The organism is Aurantimonas sp. A3-2-R12, from assembly GCF_036016755.1.
GTDB lineage: Bacteria > Pseudomonadota > Alphaproteobacteria > Rhizobiales > Rhizobiaceae > Aurantimonas > Aurantimonas coralicida_A.
This window is the reverse complement of sequence record NZ_JAYXIH010000061.1, coordinates 1-16,095: the sequence shown is the minus strand read 5'-3', so window position 1 is coordinate 16,095 and position 16,095 is coordinate 1. Positions and strand designations below refer to the sequence as shown.

Annotated in this window: 20 protein-coding genes and 2 pseudogenes; 5 read left to right on the top strand and 17 right to left on the bottom strand. The window is 62.9% G+C overall.

Going from position 1 to position 16,095, the window contains the following annotated elements; all coding sequences use genetic code 11:
- Nucleotides 1-108: 108 nt before the first annotated feature.
- From VSX60_RS20535 to VSX60_RS20475, 13 genes are all read right to left on the bottom strand, one after another.
- On the bottom strand, nt 109-375 hold the full coding sequence (locus VSX60_RS20535; RefSeq protein WP_327626116.1) for a hypothetical protein: 267 nt from the start codon (nt 373-375) through the stop codon (nt 109-111).
- Nucleotides 376-378: 3 nt separating this feature from the next.
- On the bottom strand, nt 379-1,386 hold the full coding sequence (locus VSX60_RS20530; RefSeq protein WP_327626115.1) for a bifunctional enoyl-CoA hydratase/phosphate acetyltransferase: 1,008 nt from the start codon (nt 1,384-1,386) through the stop codon (nt 379-381).
- Nucleotides 1,379-1,528 (bottom strand): hypothetical protein, encoded by a 150-nt coding sequence (locus VSX60_RS20525; protein ID WP_327626114.1) that lies wholly within the window; start codon nt 1,526-1,528, stop codon nt 1,379-1,381. Before VSX60_RS20525 ends, VSX60_RS20530 begins: the two co-directional genes overlap by 8 nt.
- Entirely contained in the window at nt 1,525-1,743 is a 219-nt protein-coding gene (locus VSX60_RS20520) for a DUF2933 domain-containing protein (protein ID WP_327626113.1), read from the bottom strand. Before VSX60_RS20520 ends, VSX60_RS20525 begins: the two co-directional genes overlap by 4 nt.
- 216 nt (nt 1,744-1,959) lie before the next feature.
- Nucleotides 1,960-2,295 carry a hypothetical protein gene (locus VSX60_RS20515; protein WP_327626112.1) on the bottom strand — a complete coding sequence of 112 codons (336 nt, stop codon included), beginning with the start codon at nt 2,293-2,295 and terminating at the stop codon, nt 1,960-1,962.
- 41 nt (nt 2,296-2,336) lie between these two features.
- Nucleotides 2,337-2,663: a hypothetical protein gene (locus VSX60_RS20510; protein ID WP_327626111.1), complete on the bottom strand. Its 327-nt coding sequence runs from the start codon at nt 2,661-2,663 to the stop codon at nt 2,337-2,339.
- Nucleotides 2,664-2,676: 13 nt separating this feature from the next.
- Nucleotides 2,677-3,141, bottom strand: a complete 465-nt coding sequence (locus tag VSX60_RS20505) for a hypothetical protein (RefSeq protein WP_327626110.1) — start codon at nt 3,139-3,141, stop codon at nt 2,677-2,679.
- A gap of 11 nt (nt 3,142-3,152) precedes the next feature.
- The gene (locus VSX60_RS20500) at nt 3,153-3,662 is read right to left on the bottom strand and encodes a hypothetical protein (RefSeq protein ID WP_327626109.1); all 510 of its coding nucleotides are present in this window, start codon (nt 3,660-3,662) and stop codon (nt 3,153-3,155) included.
- A gap of 291 nt (nt 3,663-3,953) precedes the next feature.
- Complete coding sequence (locus VSX60_RS20495) at nt 3,954-4,727, bottom strand: PRC-barrel domain-containing protein (protein ID WP_327626108.1); 774 nt, start codon at nt 4,725-4,727, stop codon at nt 3,954-3,956.
- Nucleotides 4,728-4,963: 236 nt separating this feature from the next.
- Entirely contained in the window at nt 4,964-5,356 is a 393-nt protein-coding gene (locus VSX60_RS20490; protein ID WP_327626107.1) for a DUF5676 family membrane protein, read from the bottom strand.
- A complete protein-coding gene (locus tag VSX60_RS20485; RefSeq protein ID WP_327626106.1) occupies nt 5,349-5,696 on the bottom strand; it encodes a YHS domain-containing protein in 348 nt (115 codons plus the stop codon). The genes VSX60_RS20490 and VSX60_RS20485 overlap by 8 nt, the downstream gene beginning before the upstream one ends.
- A 3-nt stretch (nt 5,697-5,699) precedes the next feature.
- Nucleotides 5,700-6,164 carry a phasin family protein gene (locus VSX60_RS20480; RefSeq protein ID WP_327626105.1) on the bottom strand — a complete coding sequence of 155 codons (465 nt, stop codon included), beginning with the start codon at nt 6,162-6,164 and terminating at the stop codon, nt 5,700-5,702.
- Between the two features lie 107 nt (nt 6,165-6,271).
- Entirely contained in the window at nt 6,272-6,886 is a 615-nt protein-coding gene (locus VSX60_RS20475) for an RNA polymerase sigma factor (protein ID WP_327626104.1), read from the bottom strand.
- Nucleotides 6,887-7,140: 254 nt separating this feature from the next.
- Here VSX60_RS20475 and VSX60_RS20470 point away from each other — a divergent pair, with 254 nt between their 5' ends.
- Nucleotides 7,141-8,373, top strand: coding sequence for a cyclopropane-fatty-acyl-phospholipid synthase family protein (locus VSX60_RS20470; protein ID WP_327626103.1), 1,233 nt, complete (start codon nt 7,141-7,143; stop codon nt 8,371-8,373).
- Between the two features lie 44 nt (nt 8,374-8,417).
- Here VSX60_RS20470 and VSX60_RS20465 read toward each other — a convergent pair whose 3' ends face one another.
- Nucleotides 8,418-9,740, bottom strand: a complete 1,323-nt coding sequence (locus VSX60_RS20465) for an APC family permease (protein ID WP_327626102.1) — start codon at nt 9,738-9,740, stop codon at nt 8,418-8,420.
- 366 nt (nt 9,741-10,106) lie between these two features.
- Between VSX60_RS20465 and VSX60_RS20460 the strand changes: the two genes are divergently transcribed.
- On the top strand, nt 10,107-10,634 hold the full coding sequence (locus VSX60_RS20460; RefSeq protein ID WP_327626101.1) for an RNA polymerase sigma factor: 528 nt from the start codon (nt 10,107-10,109) through the stop codon (nt 10,632-10,634).
- Nucleotide 10,635: 1 nt separating this feature from the next.
- On the opposite strand, the gene VSX60_RS20455 is transcribed toward VSX60_RS20460, so the two are convergent.
- Nucleotides 10,636-10,848: a hypothetical protein gene (locus VSX60_RS20455; protein ID WP_327626100.1), complete on the bottom strand. Its 213-nt coding sequence runs from the start codon at nt 10,846-10,848 to the stop codon at nt 10,636-10,638.
- Between VSX60_RS20455 and VSX60_RS20450 the strand changes: the two genes are divergently transcribed.
- Nucleotides 10,847-11,764, top strand: coding sequence for a DMT family transporter (locus VSX60_RS20450; RefSeq protein ID WP_327626099.1), 918 nt, complete (start codon nt 10,847-10,849; stop codon nt 11,762-11,764). The two genes, VSX60_RS20455 and VSX60_RS20450, sit on opposite strands and share 2 nt — an antisense overlap.
- A gap of 205 nt (nt 11,765-11,969) precedes the next feature.
- Nucleotides 11,970-12,722, top strand: a complete 753-nt coding sequence (locus VSX60_RS20445; RefSeq protein WP_327626098.1) for an RNA polymerase sigma factor — start codon at nt 11,970-11,972, stop codon at nt 12,720-12,722.
- A 129-nt stretch (nt 12,723-12,851) separates the two neighbouring features.
- On the opposite strand, the gene VSX60_RS20440 is transcribed toward VSX60_RS20445, so the two are convergent.
- Nucleotides 12,852-14,621, bottom strand: coding sequence for an ABC transporter ATP-binding protein (locus tag VSX60_RS20440; protein WP_327626117.1), 1,770 nt, complete (start codon nt 14,619-14,621; stop codon nt 12,852-12,854).
- Nucleotides 14,622-14,671: 50 nt separating this feature from the next.
- A pseudogene (locus VSX60_RS20435) lies at nt 14,672-15,226 on the bottom strand (acetamidase/formamidase family protein); the annotation flags it as partial.
- Nucleotides 15,227-15,249: 23 nt separating this feature from the next.
- Here VSX60_RS20435 and VSX60_RS20430 point away from each other — a divergent pair.
- A pseudogene (locus VSX60_RS20430) lies at nt 15,250-16,095 on the top strand (IS3 family transposase); the annotation flags it as partial.

Genomic DNA, 16,095 nt, shown 5'->3' with positions numbered 1-16,095 from the left:
GATGTCTTTCACCACCCGCTCGGCAGGAGCCTTCGCAGGCAATTTCGGCTTGGAGGATTTGGGTCTCATCTTCGTTCCTTCGTCACTACGACGAGACCCAAATCCTCCTTAAATCACAACCTCAATTCTGGGCCATAGGCGCTGACGGCGGACAGTCACCCGAACGGCGGATTGGTCATGGACGGTCATGACTGGCTCGTGGTCGCTATCGGCAGCGAGGCGCGTCGCCGCGACTTTCTGGTGGAGACCGCTGAAATAGATCGTCTTGCGCGATGCGAAGTCGCCCGGCCGCATCGATCCGGTTCGTCCTTCTGCCGACGGAACAGCGTGATTGCCCGTTAATCGCCCGAGCTCTTTCAGCGGCATGATCGACATTTTTCAGCCTCCGATCGGCCCGCAGGCGGTTTCGGGCTGAGCCGCGCAATGGATGGCCGACTCCGGCTCCGCGGCGCATTCCGTATCCGGCAGGCTCGGTGCCGATCGATGCGTCAGAACGGCGAGTGCCAGCCCCGCCAGCCGCGCGGCGGGGGGATCGGCGCGCGAACTCAGCACCACCGGCGCAGATAGGCCCATGACGAGACCCGCCGCTGTGGCGCCGGCCAGATATTCCAGGTTCTTGGCCAGGATGTTGCCGGAGACGAGGTCCGGGACAAGCAGGATATCAACGTCGCCGGCAACCTCCGAGACGATGCCCTTTTCGCGCGCGGCGTCGGCCGAAATCGCGTTATCAAAGGCCAGAGGGCCGTCGACGATCGCACCGGCAATCTGCCCCCGCTTGGCCATCAGAGCGAGGCAGGCAGCGTCAAGGGTCGATACGATCGCCGGATTGACCGTCTCGACCGCGGACAACACGGCGACCTTGGGTGTTTCGATGCCGAGGTGCCGGAGGAGCACGATGGCATTTTGAAGAATCTGCGCCTTGGCGTTGAGGTCCGGGGAGATGTTGATGGCCGCGTCTGTGATCGCAAGCAGCTTCGGGTAGGTCGGGATATCGACCATGAAAACGTGGCTGACGCGCTGGCCCGACACCCGCAAGCCGCGTTCCGTGTCGAGCAGCGCCCGCATGAAGGCATCGGTGTGAATTTGCCCCTTCATCACCGCATCGGCCTCGCCGGTTCGAACCAGATCGACGCCAGCTTGCGCCGCTTCGGCTTCGCTCTTTGCGGCGACGATCATTGTCCGATCGAGATCGACGGCTTCCTTGGCGCAAGCCACGATTGCGTCCGGATCACCAATGAGGCGGGGCTCGATCAGGCCGAGTGACGCGGCGTCTTGTACCGTCTTGAGGACGAGCCCCTGCTCGGCGGCGACCACCGCCACACGGATCCGCGCATGCGTCCGCGCCTGCTGGACGAGATCGTCAAGGGTCGCGGCCTGCCTAGCCATGAGCGCGCACTTTCGCTTCGGTGAAGGACATCCGCAGCAAATCCCGGGTCTGTCGCGCAATGATCAGTTCCTCGTCGGCCTTGAAGGCTTCTATCGGAACGCGGCTGGCATCCGCCGAGATGACGCGGGCATGGGGGATCACGGATTCTTCTCCGCAGTACCGGGGTCGCCGGTCACGCCGGGGCTACCATCCCGGGCCGCGATGGATGACGCATCGAGCTCCGACTCCGGGTCCGGTTGGGAAGCTTCTTTGCGGCTCTTACTGTGACCGCCGTGGCCGCCGTGACCGAACATGTGCATGGCGATCATCCCGACTCCGAGCGCGATCCAGATCCAGTTGTCCAACACCCACTGCATTTCGATATCTCCTGTTGCCGAAGTCGTTCGTCTCATCGGTCCCGTCACTGGGGCGGCAGCGTTATGGCCGTTGTCCCGAGCGTCGACCGATCGGTCCGAGCCTGTGTCGCGGTGTTCGGTCGGAATGGGTCGATGGCGATCTGGAGATCGTTCAATTCGTCCTTAACAGCCGACGCGGTGCGCGGCGCGTTCCCTCGATCGCTGGGTCGTCATCGATCATTCCTTGGCAAGCCGCTCAGCCGGCTGTCCGTAGGCCAAGCTGAAGGTTTGCTCGTAAATGTTGTCCCGCGCTTTGCGGGCGCTTTCCATCGCCTCGTTGGTCTCGGACACCGCGGCCACACGCTCGAACGCCTCGGTCTGTCGCGGGAAGGAGAGATCCTCGACCAGCCGCTCCTCGAACCGGACGGTAAATTGCTGCCTATGGCAGTCCAGATCGCCGCTCGGATTGTCGGGCGGTCTTGATGCGGCGGCAGGCTGAAACCTGAGGATGGGATCGACGGCGACGGTGCCCCAGATCCGCACGGTGCCGCCGACCACGATGGCATTGATCAAGGCCGTATTGCTGAAAAGACCGCGGTACCCGCGCGGGCGCCTCAGATGAAAAATCCGGCGATGATCAGCCCGCTCACCACGGTGGCGCCGACGATCGTGATGATCAGCGAGTTGGCCGTCATCCGGGCATAGCTTGTGCGGCTCAGCGCGAAACCGAGCGCCACGAACACGACGACGTCGAGAACGCCCTGCGACACCCAGTGATGACCGGTGAGCGCTACCAGAGCGTCGAAAACGGTCTGGTTGCTTTCCTTCAAGATCACCAGCAAGGCACTGAGGATGCTGGTGACGGAATAGGATATCCCGAACGCCGTGGCGGTGGTGGAGGCGGACTTGATCGTATCGTTGGCGGTTTGAATCGTCGTCATCGTGTTGTCCTCTCTAGACCTGTTTGGCCAACAGGGCGACCTTGACGCCCATGCTGATGAATGCGCCGGCGCCTTCCATTGCCAGTCCCATCAGGACCACCAATCCGGAAACCCACAGTACGAGATTGCGCGTCGCCTTGACCCTGGCGACATCGCCCCTGACGACAATCGCCAAGAGGGTGGCGAGCAGCAGAAGCATCAGGAACACATGCTCCTTGGTCTCCATGACGAAGGAATGGGAGAACGCCCACGGGCCAGCGTTGATGAGGATCTTGTCGGCTCCGTAGTAGAGCACGTACCAATAACCGCCGACGATGTAGGCGAGCCACATCAGGATGGCGGCCACCAGGCCGGCGCTGCGGATGCGACCGCTGTTGGCTTCGCTGGCATTGAGCGTCTCGACGAAAACCCACACTGCCGCGATCATGGCAAGAACGCCGAATGTCGGGTGGAGCATCAGGATCAGTTCATTGGACATGGATCGTCTCCTCAGAGTTCGCGTTGGTTGGTGGGAAAATGCCGGCGACTGAACCGGAAAACGAACGCTGCCGCGACCCCGAACAGCACTTTTGAGGCAAGGCTGACGCCATAGGGTATTAGCGTCACGAAGGCGGGATTGATCGCCGGCAGGATCACAAAGAAGTTCATGGCCCACACGCCAACGAGCAGGGCGACCACCGCGACAGGCTCCAGCGCCGTGCCGACAAGACGCGGCAACAGCCTCGGCACCAGAACGGCAATCACGATTCCCAGCGCGACCGCTAAGCCCATGTGGATTGCCAGCCCCAGAGGCACAGCCGACGGCGCCGCAGCCAGTTCCGGGATCACTGATTGCGTCACGCCGCGAGCGACCGCGACGCCGTCGTATCCAGCCAGTCGCCCGTAGAGGGTGATCCATGCCACCTCGACGCCACCACCTGCCACGCCGGCGATCGCGCCGACCGGCCATGCCCAACTGCCGGGCGGATGCATGGTCGCGCCAATGCTTGTCCCGTTCATATCCTGTTCCTCCATGACCCGGCTGCTCGCCAAAGTTGAATAACGATGGCGTTCATACCGAACGCAGTCTTGCCGATCGCTCGGTCTCGCCCCTTAAGACGCCGAGGGGGGAGCATTCGTTACACCGCCCGGAACCCACGTCCCATTTGGAGGTCCGATCGATCGCCTTGATTGCCTGCGAAGAGTTCGCGAGGAGCCGTCAAGCGGAGGAACTCCAGCCGCGAACGAAGGTGGCGACCGGTTCGACCGATCCGAATGAAGCAACAGACCAGGGCCGTGACGCGTGCGCGCTTATTTCTCCAGGTTCTTGTCCCAGAAACGATCGAGTTCTTGCCGCCAGCCTGAAGCGGTCGTGTCGTCGAAGTTGCTTCGGTCCACGGTGGGCGCCTTTTCAAAGGCGGACCGCGGAGTGTTCAGAACATACAGCTCATGATCCGCCGTGGCTCGAAGGTCCTTCCACCGGACCGCCACCAGCTTTTCTCCGATACCGAGGAACCCGCCGCGGGAGGCGAGTACGTAGGCGATATCTTGCTTTTCGGGATCGAGCACGACGTCCTCGATCTCGCCCAGCTTCTCATCATTCGTCGTGCGAAGCTCGCCGCCGATCAGGGTATCGGCCCGCATCAGACGCGACATCTGGGTGACCGGCCGCGCGGTCTGGATGTGGGCACGGCGCCAGGCAACCCGCTGGTCCGGATCATCCGCTTCGATGCCGCCCAGTATCTGGTGCTTCTCGTAAGTGACGCGCATCGAGTCGAGAATCCGCTGGCACGATTGCTCGTCGTCGTCCAGCGCATAGACATAGGCGGCATCGCGTAGCGCGTAGATTTTCTGGCGCGGCGTGCCCGCCATCCCGTAGACGGAGTAGTAACCGGGATAGGTCGATGGCGCCGCCATGCCGTAATCCCCGGGGGGAAGCACACCGAACCCAACGTCGGCCAGTTTCTTGTCGAACGCTCGCAGATCTCCAAGGCACTGGCCCTCGACCTGTCGTCCTTCCGTTTCCTCGCCGGGCAGACCTTCCACATCGGCGGCAAACGCGCTCGCTGAAACCGCGAACGCCAAGAGCGTCGCGGGCAAGGTGAAACGAAGATTGTCCATCTTTCATTCTCCTGTCTCTGGTTGCTGTATCGTCTCGCCTGCTTGCGGGGTCGAGAGGGCCCGGCCCGGCATCCCACCGATCGCNGGCAAGGTGAAACGAAGATTGTCCATCTTTCATTCTCCTGTCTCTGGTTGCTGTATCGTCTCGCCTGCTTGCGGGGTCGAGAGGGCCCGGCCCGGCATCCCACCGATCGCCGGCCTCAGGCACGGGCGTGACCCGCTTCCGGGGGATGCCGACCACTCGTCAAAGCGCCCCCCCCCCGGCCTCCACGGCCGCCGCGCGCGGCGAAGAAATTGTAGAGGGGGCCGAAGACCAGGGCCACGTACCAGCCATAGGCGAAGCTCTCGGCCAACCCGAGGAGGAAACTCGGCCAGCTCAGCCAGGTGAAGCCGGGCAGCAGGCGCAGCCAGCTCTCATACATCGCCTGACCGGGGAACAAGAGGTCGAAGCCGACGCACAGGGTGAATGTGATCGCCAGGAACAGGCCCAGGCTCGTGCCGAGCGCGAATACCGGGATTCGTGGCGCGGCGTGAATCGGCAGCCGCGTACCCGAGCGCGGCGGGATCATTGAAGAAACGGTTGCATCAGACATGGCTGCTCTCCAATTTTGGGTGTGGGTCCGGGGCGTGCTGCCCGGTATATTGCGCGGGTGCGGCCTCGAAGATTTCGCGGCAATCGCGCGAGCAGAAGTAATAGACGCTGCCGTCGTGGACGCTCGGCTTGGCCCTGTCGGTGCTGACGGTCTTGCCGCAGACGGGATCAACGTCCTTCAGTGGCGGAATCCACCGCAGGCCCTCGGGCGTCGCTTGCCCTTCGCCATCGGAGCTGTCGGGGTCGGCATTGCCTCCGCCCATGACGTGCTTGCCGCAACCGAGCCGCATCATCAGCACAATGGCCACAGCCCAGATCAGGAAGTAGACAAGCGCTTCCATCGATCACGCCCCCGCCGACGGCCGGGCCGCATTCGCCTTCACGGCTGCGCAACCGGGTGTCGGCGCGTAGTCCGCGCCGGCGGTCTTTGCCGAAGCCCCGGTCATACTTTCGGCCCCTTCGTCGGTCGGGCCCGCGCAGCTTTTGGCGGTGATATCGACGAGAGCGCCGACATGGGCGGCGAGCACTTCAATCAGTTCGCGAGAAGCCTCGGTTTGCCGCTCGAAGATGGCCTGCGGACGCGCCGTATCTTTCATGCATTCGCCAGTCGCGTTCATCCGGGTAACACCGGATTTGCGCAACGCGGCTTGGCGCTCGGTGATCGCTCCGGCACTGTCGAGCATTAAATTAGCCATGCGCCGGATCGCCTCGATATTGCGCATCTGCAAAGCGATCATGGCTTCGAGGTCGAGCCCCCGAAAGCGCAGAACGGCGGGACTGGGCGATTGGGCTACGGATGTGTTCGGCATTGTCGACCCCTTTTCGACGGTCCATCAGATCGCGAACGGGCGGCTTGCCGCCGACGCGATGGAGCGTTCGACCCGTTGGACAGATAGACGGTCGGAAAAGGCGTTCGTTACAGTTCGGTCGGATTTTCCATGATTTCGGCACGAACGATGCTGCCATGGGCGCAGTCGCAGTCAAGATAGCCATGAATCGGGCAGGTCCGGCAGGTCTCTTCCAGTCGCTGCCGCAATGCCTGGCGGGCGCGGTGCAGACGGACGCGCAGATTGCTCTCGGTAATACCGAGGCCGGCGGCAATGCTTTCGCGGGATTCGCCGATCAGGTCGGCGCGCCACAGAACGTCCGCGTAGTCCGCCTTCAAGGTCGGAAGGAGCTTGTAAAGACACATGCAGACGATGAAATCGAGATCGTCCCTGCCCTCCCCGCCAAGGCGCACGGATTCCTCAATCCGGTAGTCGGACTCGGACTGCCGTTTTTTCCCTTGGGCGCGATAATGATCGATCAAGGTCGTCTCGAGCACCCGGCGCATCCAGGCTCGAAGCTTCTCCGTCTCGCGCACGTCGCCGAACCGCGTGAGCACTTTGACATAGAAATCATGGAGAACGTCGGCGGCCTCGTCCGCGTTGCCGAGCCGGCGCGTGAGGAAGCGCAACAAATCCTGGTGAATCTCAACGATCACCGCGCGTACGGCGCTGTCAGACGATTCACCGTCTCTATCGTCCGCCATTTTGTCTTCCACGATCGGCTATGAACGTCATTATCGATTCAATCACGTTCCGCTCTTGAACACGCCGCGCACCGCGTTCATTCCGTCCGTCGTCCCAGGCAAGGTCGACGACTGTAACGCGCGACCGAAGACGCCGTCTTTACCGAGCAGTCACCGAGAGCGTCCCATCGGCGCCGACGTGATCGCTTCGACGTAACCAGACGGTCCAGTTAGTTCAACTCCGGAACTATGGACTGCAAGGACAGGGCAAGACGATGTGGATGAGATCGCTGTCATTATTTCTTCGCCGCCTGGTCAAGCGTGGGGCCTTGGTCGTCGTGGACCCTGACGGGCGCTCGGAACGGTACGGCGAAGCGGCGTCGGATCCGGTCACCGTCCGGCTTCATACACGATCCCTACCGCGCAGGCTCCTCGTCAATCCGGATCTCGTCCTCGGCGAGGCCTATATGGACGGAGCGCTGACCGTCGACGGTGACGACATATACGGCCTGATCGAGCTGCTGCTGATCAATCTGGCTCAGCAGCCCGACGTTTGGCATTATCGGTGGCTCGCACGCCTTCGGCAATTGTCCCGGAACCTGGCGCAATTCAATCCCGCCGAGCGCGCGCGGCGCAATGTGGCGCATCACTACGACCTGTCCGGAGCGCTCTACGACCTTATTCTGGATGCCGACCGACAGTATTCATGCGGGTATTTCCGGCATCCGGGCGACAATCTGGAAGCGGCGCAGCAGGCCAAGAAGACGCTCATCGCCACCAAGCTCCTTTTGAAACCGGGCCAACGTGTCCTGGATATCGGCTGCGGTTGGGGCGGACTTGGGCTCCAACTCGCGCGAGACCACGGTGCCCGAGTGACGGGCGTCACGCTTTCGCGGGAACAGCATCGAATCGCCGAAGCGCGCGCGCGGACGAGCGGTTTGGCCGATCGGGTCCGGTTCCGCTTGCAGGATTACCGCCAGGTCGAGGAGAGCTTCGACCGGGTCGTGTCGGTCGGCATGTTCGAGCATGTCGGCGTGCCGCATTACCGGGAGTTCTTTGACACCCTGCGTCAGCGCCTGTCGGAAGACGGTGTCGCGCTGCTGCACACCATCGGCCGCGCTGACGGACCGAGCGCGACCAATCCGTGGCTCGCGAAATACATCTTTCCCGGCGGGTATAGCCCGGCGTTGTCGGAACTGCTCGCGGAAGTGGAACGGTCGGGCCTCTACGTGACCGATATCGAGATTTGGCGTCTTCACTATGCCGAGACCCTGCAGGCCTGGCGCCTGCGGTTCGAAGCCGAACTGGACCGGGTGCGCGAGATCTATGACGAGCGTTTTTGCCGCATGTGGCGCTTCTACCTCGTCATCAGCGAACTGGCGTTTCGGCAAGGTGGCCACGTTGTCTTCCAGATCCAGCTCGCCAGGAAGCAGGACGCGGTCCCACTGACACGGGATTACCTGGCTTTACCGGAGATCCGCGACGACTCCGCCAGCAAGGCTGCATAGCGACGGTGCAAATGCCCCGGAGACCAATTGCGGCGGCTGCGATCCTATCGCGTATGCCGACCGCCATGGTCTCCCGTGGCCGTCCAGCGCGACAGGAAGACGCGCTCATAGGCGAAAACCGCGGCGATGGCGGCGACAGCGATGACCACGATGAGCGGGTCCGATTGCAGTTTCAAGGCGCCGAAGACGCCGAGCACGAGCGCGTCCAGGGAGATGGCAACGATCAGCACCCAGCCGTTGGCGCCGATCTCCTGGCGCAGGCGGCGGAACACGCCCCAGTGAATCAATATGTCCATCACCAGATAGAAGAAGGCGCCCAGCGACGCGATGCGGCTGAGGTCGAAGAACACTGTCAGGAACCCCGCTACCACCACCGTGTAGACCAGGGTGTGTTCGCGGATTGGACCAGACATGCCGAAATGGCTGTGGGGGATCAACTCCATTTCCGTCAGCATCGCCAGCATGCGCGAGACGGCAAAAACGCTGGCGAGCAGGCCTGAGGCGGTGGCGACGACAGCAAGCGCGATGGTGAAGTAGAAGCCATAGGGACCAAACGCCGGCTTCGCCGCCTCGGCCAGCGAATAGTCCTTGGCCGCCACGATCTCGTCGAGCGAGAGGCTGGAGCCGACCGCGAACGCGACGAGCAGATAGACCACCACGCAGATGGCTATGGAAAAGACGATCGTGCGACCGACATTGCGGTGCGGATCGACGATCTCGGCGCCGCTGTTGGTGATCGTGGTGAAGCCTTTGAACGCGAGGATCGACAGCGCGATCGACGCCGTGAAGCCCGCGATCGGGATAGCGTCCGACGATCCGGATGCCGGCTCGAAGCTGAATCCGCTTGCCGCGAGCGCGGCGATGCCGAAGACCGCGATGCCGCCGATCTTCAGGAACGCCATGACGACCGAGAACAGGCCGACGGAGCGGTTGCCCGATATGTTGACCAGATAGGCGAAGACGATCAGCCCGACGCCGAGCACCGGCACAAGGACATTGCCTGCATCCAGATCGAACGGCCTCAGGACGTAGGTGCCGAAGGTCCGCGCGACCAAGCTCTCGTTGATCACCATGGAGAGCGTCATTAGCAGCGACGCGGCGGCCGCGATGGCCCCTGGACCGTAGGCCTTCTGCAAGATCATCGCGATCCCGCCCGCGGACGGAAAGGCGTTCGACATCTTCACATAGGTATAGGCGCTGAACCCGGTCACGATCCCGCCGGCGATGAAGGAGAGCGGGAACCAGGGTCCCGCCAGTTCCGCGATCTGCCCGGTGAGCGCGAAAATTCCCGCCCCGATCATAACGCCAGTGCCCATAGAGACGGCGCCGGTGAGGGTGATGCTGTTTGCTTGGTAATCAGATTTCATCATCTGCTCTACAGGGCCAATAATTTCTTTTCGTCAAGGCGGCGACGGCAGCTGGGCAGCAGATCGGTCCGTGCTTTGATGGTCGTCTCCCCCGGTCGAAGGCGCCGGTCTGTCTCATATTCCGGAGTTTGGTGGCGGACGGGCGAATGAGCTGCGCGACGGTATGTCGACGAGGGCCGATCCTTCTGATTTCGCCAGGGACGCGTCGCGCCAGCACCCCAGAGACGAGATCGGGTCGAGCGCGTTACAGCCGGTGTCCCGTCTGGCTGACCGCCGGACCAGAGCGCTGCGCTGTCGCGCCTCCTGTAGCGACGAGGCTTGAGGCTCCGTGTAACGACCGCCTGTGTGTCTACGTCTTTGGTTGCGATGAAAAATTCCAGTAATCGCATCGATCCATCCAAACCACGGCTCGGAACAGACATCGTGGCTGCAACGCCCGCGCAAGAAACCACCATCGCTTCAAGCCTGAGCGACATCGCGAGTGGTCACGAATTTGATTCTGATCGAGCCGGGCATCAAATCGCGGAACGCTTGCCGTGCCATTGGCGACAGAACGCGTCTGCCGGCGGTCCGGACGGTGATCGCTCGGCGGCAAATCGGGACATCGGCGGGCGACACGACGATGGCGGCGGCAGCGGAGGCGCCGGGAACCCGGACGGGTTCGACGAGGCCGATTTGGAGGCCGACCTGCGACAGTTCGTCGAAACGCTTATCGAGCTGTTGGATCCCGCTTGCGCCGAGGTCCGTCGTGCGGAACTCCTGGATCAGCCGCCAGCCAAGATCGCCCATGAGATGGGCGTCAGCGAACGGACGATCGCCTCCCGTCTCGGGGCGGGGCGCCGTGCCCTGCTTTATCTCGTGATGCTGACCTTGCAACCGCCTTCGGACGCATGAGCTAGGAATGGATCGCGCGGCAGCGGCCGCCAGACCTCCTTCCGAAGCCGTCCATGCCGATGCGCCGATGCGTCGCCCGGCTTTCAATGATCGCGCGCACACGGGCCGGCTTGCGGCAATCGTTCACGGACCAATCGTCGTGCATCGGAACAACAACAAAATGAAATGGTAAACGAGTGACCATCAGGACGATCGCGCAGATCATTTTCGTCATGCTGCTTTGGGCGGCTTGCTATCCTCTGATTACCATCGGCATCGAGTTCGCTCCGCACCTGACGTTCGCCGCGTTACGCGCGATTTTAGCGGGGCTGGCGCTGACCGGTCTGGCGATCGCGTTACGACGGCCGCTGCCCAGAGGACGGCGGGTCTGGGCAATGGTCGCCGTCATCGGCGTCGGAGCCACCAGCCTTGGGTTCCTGGGCATGTTTCATGCCGCGGAGTTCGTCTCTCCCGGAATCGCCACGGTGATCGCCAACACCCAGCCGCTCTTGGCGGCCGTCCTGGCGGGTCTCGTTCTCAACGAGCGGCTAACCCCGCGCGGCAAGTTGGGGTTGATCCTGGGCTTTGTCGGGATCCTCGTCATCGCCTCCCCCCAATTTTTCGCGGGCGGACAGGCCAATTACATGATCGGCATCGCCTACATCATCCTGGCCGCGTTCGGCATCACGATCAGCAATGTGGTGATCAAGCGGATCGCGGGCGAAGTCGATGTTCTCATGGCGATGGGACTTCAAATGCTGATCGGCAGCCTTCCACTGGTTATCGCGGCCTGGAGCTTGGAGGACCCGACATCGATCCAATGGTCGTTTACATTCGTCGGAGCCCTGATTGTTCTCAGCCTGTTCGGATCCGCGCTCGTGTACTGGCTGTGGTTCTCGATCCTACAGAAGGCCCCGCTCAACCGGGCGAACGCGTTCAGTTTCTTGATTCCCATCTTTGGTCTCACCATGGGCGCGCTGTTTTTCGATGAGCCTCTGGGCTTGCCGCAGTTCGTTGGAATCGCCCTCGCCATCCTCGGAGTTGGCCTGGTCACGCGTCACGGGACGCGATCCGAGACGTCCAGCAGACAGAATGCTCCGATTGGTCTCCAAGTTTCAGGCGGCGGCAGGCGCGAGCCGCAGCAGACGTAATCAACCGTCGACGGGCTTCGGCGACGTCTGCATCGGAGACCGCCACGGATATCGCCACCCTTTGACAGTCCTCGGGCTGCTTTTTTTGCGATGCGGCAGGCAGTTTTGATCCAGATCAAAGCGCCCGCGTGCAATCTTCGCATGATCAATCTGAAATTGGCGCTCGGAATGCCTGCCCGGCCGCAGGAGAAATCCGGATCGCTTCTTGAGCGCTGATCCGAAGGGACTGAAGCGGAAAGCGGTCATGTCCTCCCGACGCAGCAAATCAGCAGCAAATCAGGAGAGGCTTTGGAAGATGGTCACGTCGGATCACCGAATTCTCGCACCCAATGTGAAGCCGGCTCTGCCCAATGATGCTCAGATGCCGGTAATGCCGGTCGTCGCTGCGGCCCTGGCTGATCATCGTGGCGAGTTTCTGCGCTATCTCCTGCGCCGCCTCGGAGACAGGGATACGGCGGAGGACGTGCTTCAGAACTTTTGCCTGCGCGTCATCGGCAGCAGCGGCAACCTCAGAAAGAGTGAAAGCGTCATCGCCTATCTGTATACGGTGCTGCGGTCGGTTCTGACGGATTACTACCGACGTGAGGCCGCGCGGCGACGCCGGGAAGGCAGCTATGTGCGGGAGCAGATCACGCTGGGTGAAAATCCTGATGAAATCGATCTCGAAGATATCCCTTGCGAATGTTTCCGAGAACTCCTCCCCGCGTTGCGGCCGGACTATGCGGAGATTCTGCGACGGGTCGATTTGTCGGACGAGCCCCGCGAAAATGCCGTGGCGAATCTCGGCATCGCGCCGGGAAACGCGAGAGTCCGCCTGCACCGGGCACGCAGGGCCTTGCGCGAAGCAATGCGCGAATGCTGCGGCAGCTGTTGCGAACATGGTTTCAACAGTTGCACATGCGGCGACCGTCACCACTCGACTGGTGCGACAGAGACGAGCCAGGTCGCCTTTTCCTGAACGATTGGATCATCCGTTTCGTTCATCAAACGGCGTCGAATTCCTCATTGCGGAGCTGTGTCCGCCGATCGGTGCTCGGGTCCGGTCGTCGAGGCGTCCGCACGACGGGAGGCCCATGTCTGGCCTGGCTCATGCCGCCACCAGATGGCCGGCGCCGCGATCGATCAGCACCAATCGCGCCGGCGCATCGCCCAGCTTCCTCACGGGGCTCGGGATCTCCTGGTCGAGGCGTGGAAAATGCGGCCGCCGCCGCGTCGGATCCGGCACCGGGACTGCTTCGATCAGCCGACGCGTATAGGGATGTCGTGGGTTGGAGAAAATCTGATCGCGAGTCCCGGTCTCGACGATCTGGCCGAGATACATGACCGCGACACGGTCGGAGATGTTCTCGACCACTGCCATGTCATGGGAAATGAACAGATACGCGATGCCGAAGTCGGCCTGCAATTCGCGCAGAAGTTCGAGCACACGCGCCTGCACCGAGACGTCGAGTGCGGAGACGCTTTCGTCGGCGACGATCAGCTTCGGCCGCAGCGCTAGCGCTCGGGCAATGCAGATGCGTTGGCGCTGGCCCCCCGAGAACTCGTGCGCATAGCGGCTCATCTGATCCGGCGACAGCCCGACGCGTTCGAACAAGCCGGCGACTCGCTCACGGCGTTCCGCGCCCGTCGCGATCCCGTGGATCACCATCGGCTCCGCCACAAGGTCGCCGACGGTCATGCGCGGATCGAGCGAAGCGAAGGGATCCTGGAAGATCATCTGGATATCGCGACGCATCGCCTTGGCGTCCTGGCGGGCGAGACCTGCCATATTGCGTCCGCCGACGACGATGTCGCCGCCGTAGGGCACCAGTCCGGCCAGGGCCTTGGCAGTAGTCGACTTGCCGCAGCCCGATTCGCCGACCAGCGACAGCGTCTCGCCCGCGCCGACCTCGAAGGAAACGCCCTCCACCGCGTGAACCCGGCGGTCGACCCGACCGAGAAAGCCCCCGTGAAGGTCAAAATGGACAGTGAGATCGCGCACTGAGACCACCGAAGGCGCTGCGGCGTTGCTTGTGGGCCGCGTCACGACACGCCCGGCCCCGCCGCCGATCCGGGGAACTGCTGCCAGCAGTTCCTTCGTATAGGCGGCCTGTGGATTGGCGAAGATCGCCTCCGCCGCGCCCGCTTCCACCATACGACCCTCGCGCAGGACGATGACGCGGTCCGCCATTTCGGCGACCACTCCCATGTCGTGGGTGATCAGGATGATCGCCGTGCCAAGATCGCGTTGGAGCTGGCGCAGCAGCTCGAGCACCTCGCCCTGCACGGTGACGTCGAGCGCGGTCGTCGGCTCGTCGGCGATGAGCACGTCGGGCCGCAGTGCCAGCGCCATGGCGATCATCACGCGTTGCCGCATGCCGCCCGACAACTCGTGCGGATGCTGGGTCATGCGGCTGGCTGCTTCCGTGATGCGTACCGCCGTCAGCGCTTCAATCGCCCGGCGCCGCGCCTGCACGCGCGAGACCCGTTCATGCGCCTCGATCGCCTCGACCAGTTGCCGGCCGATGGTCAGCACCGGGTTGAGGGAGGTCATCGGTTCCTGGAAGATCATCGCAATCCGGTCGCCGCGTACGCGCCGCATCGCTGCTTCGTCCAGCGTGGCCAGGTCGGTGTCGCCGAACCGGATCGTGCCGGCCTCGATGCGCGCCCCTGGCTTGGGCAGGAGCCCCATGATTGCCAGCGCCGTCATCGACTTGCCCGAACCGGATTCCCCGGCGATGCATAGCGTTTCGCCGCGACCGAGCGTGAAGGCGAGCTCCGATACGACAGGCCGTGGACCGCCCTCGCCGCCCACCACGACGGTTAACCCATCGACGGTCAGCACCGGTGCCGTAGGCGCCGCCCCGCCCATCTTCATACCGGTCGGGGCGAAGAACGCCCCGGACCGTTCATGCCGCCCCGCGAAAATCATTCGAAGACGCAACGCGGGAAGTAGAAGGAGACGACCCAGTTGGGCATGTCGACGATCTCCGAGATCCGCAGGTCGCCGCAGGTCGAGACCAGCATATACGCGTCCACCGGATCGATCTGGTAACGCCCGGCCAGCAGATCGACCATCTGCGAGACGGCGGCTTTCGCTCCCTCCATCAGGTCGGAGCCGATCCCTGTCGTCACCTCGTAGCCCTTGGCGTCCAGATGACGGGTGACCGGTCCGGGCGTCGTGAAGCGGGGCATCTTGAGCCGCGCATCCTTGACCAAATCGAGGGTCAGCACCGTGTTCATCGGGCTTTCGATGGCGGTGCCGCAGACCTCGCCGTCGCCCTGTGCCGCGTGGGTGTCGCCGACCGAGAACAATGCGCCCGCAACCTCGACCGGCAGGTACAGAACCGTGCCGGCGGCAAGATCCCGGATGTCCAAATTGCCGCCGACCCGGCGTGGCGGGACGATCGAGTGGTGGCCAGAGAGGTGGCTCGGGAAAATTGGACAGGGTGCTGAGTGGATTGTCTGCCTGAAGGCGGCCAGGATGGCCGAGATCAGGAGAGACGATGAGCAAGAGACCCAGGCGGAACCACAGCCCTGCCTTCAAGGCCAAGGTCGCGCTCGCGGCCATGCGCGGTGAGAAGACCGTGGCCGAGTTGGCGCAGCAATTCGACGTGCATCCGAACCAGATTACGCAATGGCGCTCGCAGCTTCTAGAAGGAGCGCGCGCGGTTTTCGGACCGGCGCGTTCGTCTGCGGCCACGCCTGCGGTGGACGTGAAGACGCTTCACGCGAAGATCGGAGAGCTGACGCTGGCCAACGATTTTTTAGTTTTGAGGGGTCGCAAGCCCGAGAAAGCGCTCGACAAGGCCGGACTGTTGGCGAGCGCAAAGCGATGATCGACCGGTCTCATGATCTGCCGACCGCCGCCCAGGCTCGCGAACTCGGCATCAGCCGCGGCGCCGTTTATTACGAACCGCGAGGTGTCTGCGACAATGACCTCACGCTGATGCGCCGGATCGACGAACTGCATCTGGAGTATCCATTCGCCGGAAGCCGTATGCTCCGCGATCTCCTCGCCGGTGAAGGGATCATCGTCGGCCGTCTTCACGTCGCGACGCTGATGAAGCGAATGGGCATCGAGGCGATCTACCGAAAGCCGAACACCTCGAAGCCGGCGCCCGGCCACAAGATCTACCCTTATCTCCTGCGAAAGCTGCCGGTGACGCGACCCAATCAGGTCTGGGCGATGGACATCACTTACATCCCCATGGCCCGGGGCTTCGTCTATCTCGCCGCAGTCGTCGACTGGTTCAGCCGTCGCGTCCTGACCTGGCGCCTGTCGATCACGCTGCATGCTGACTTTTGCATTGAGGCCGTGGAGGAGGCGCTGGCTCGCTTCGGACCGCCGG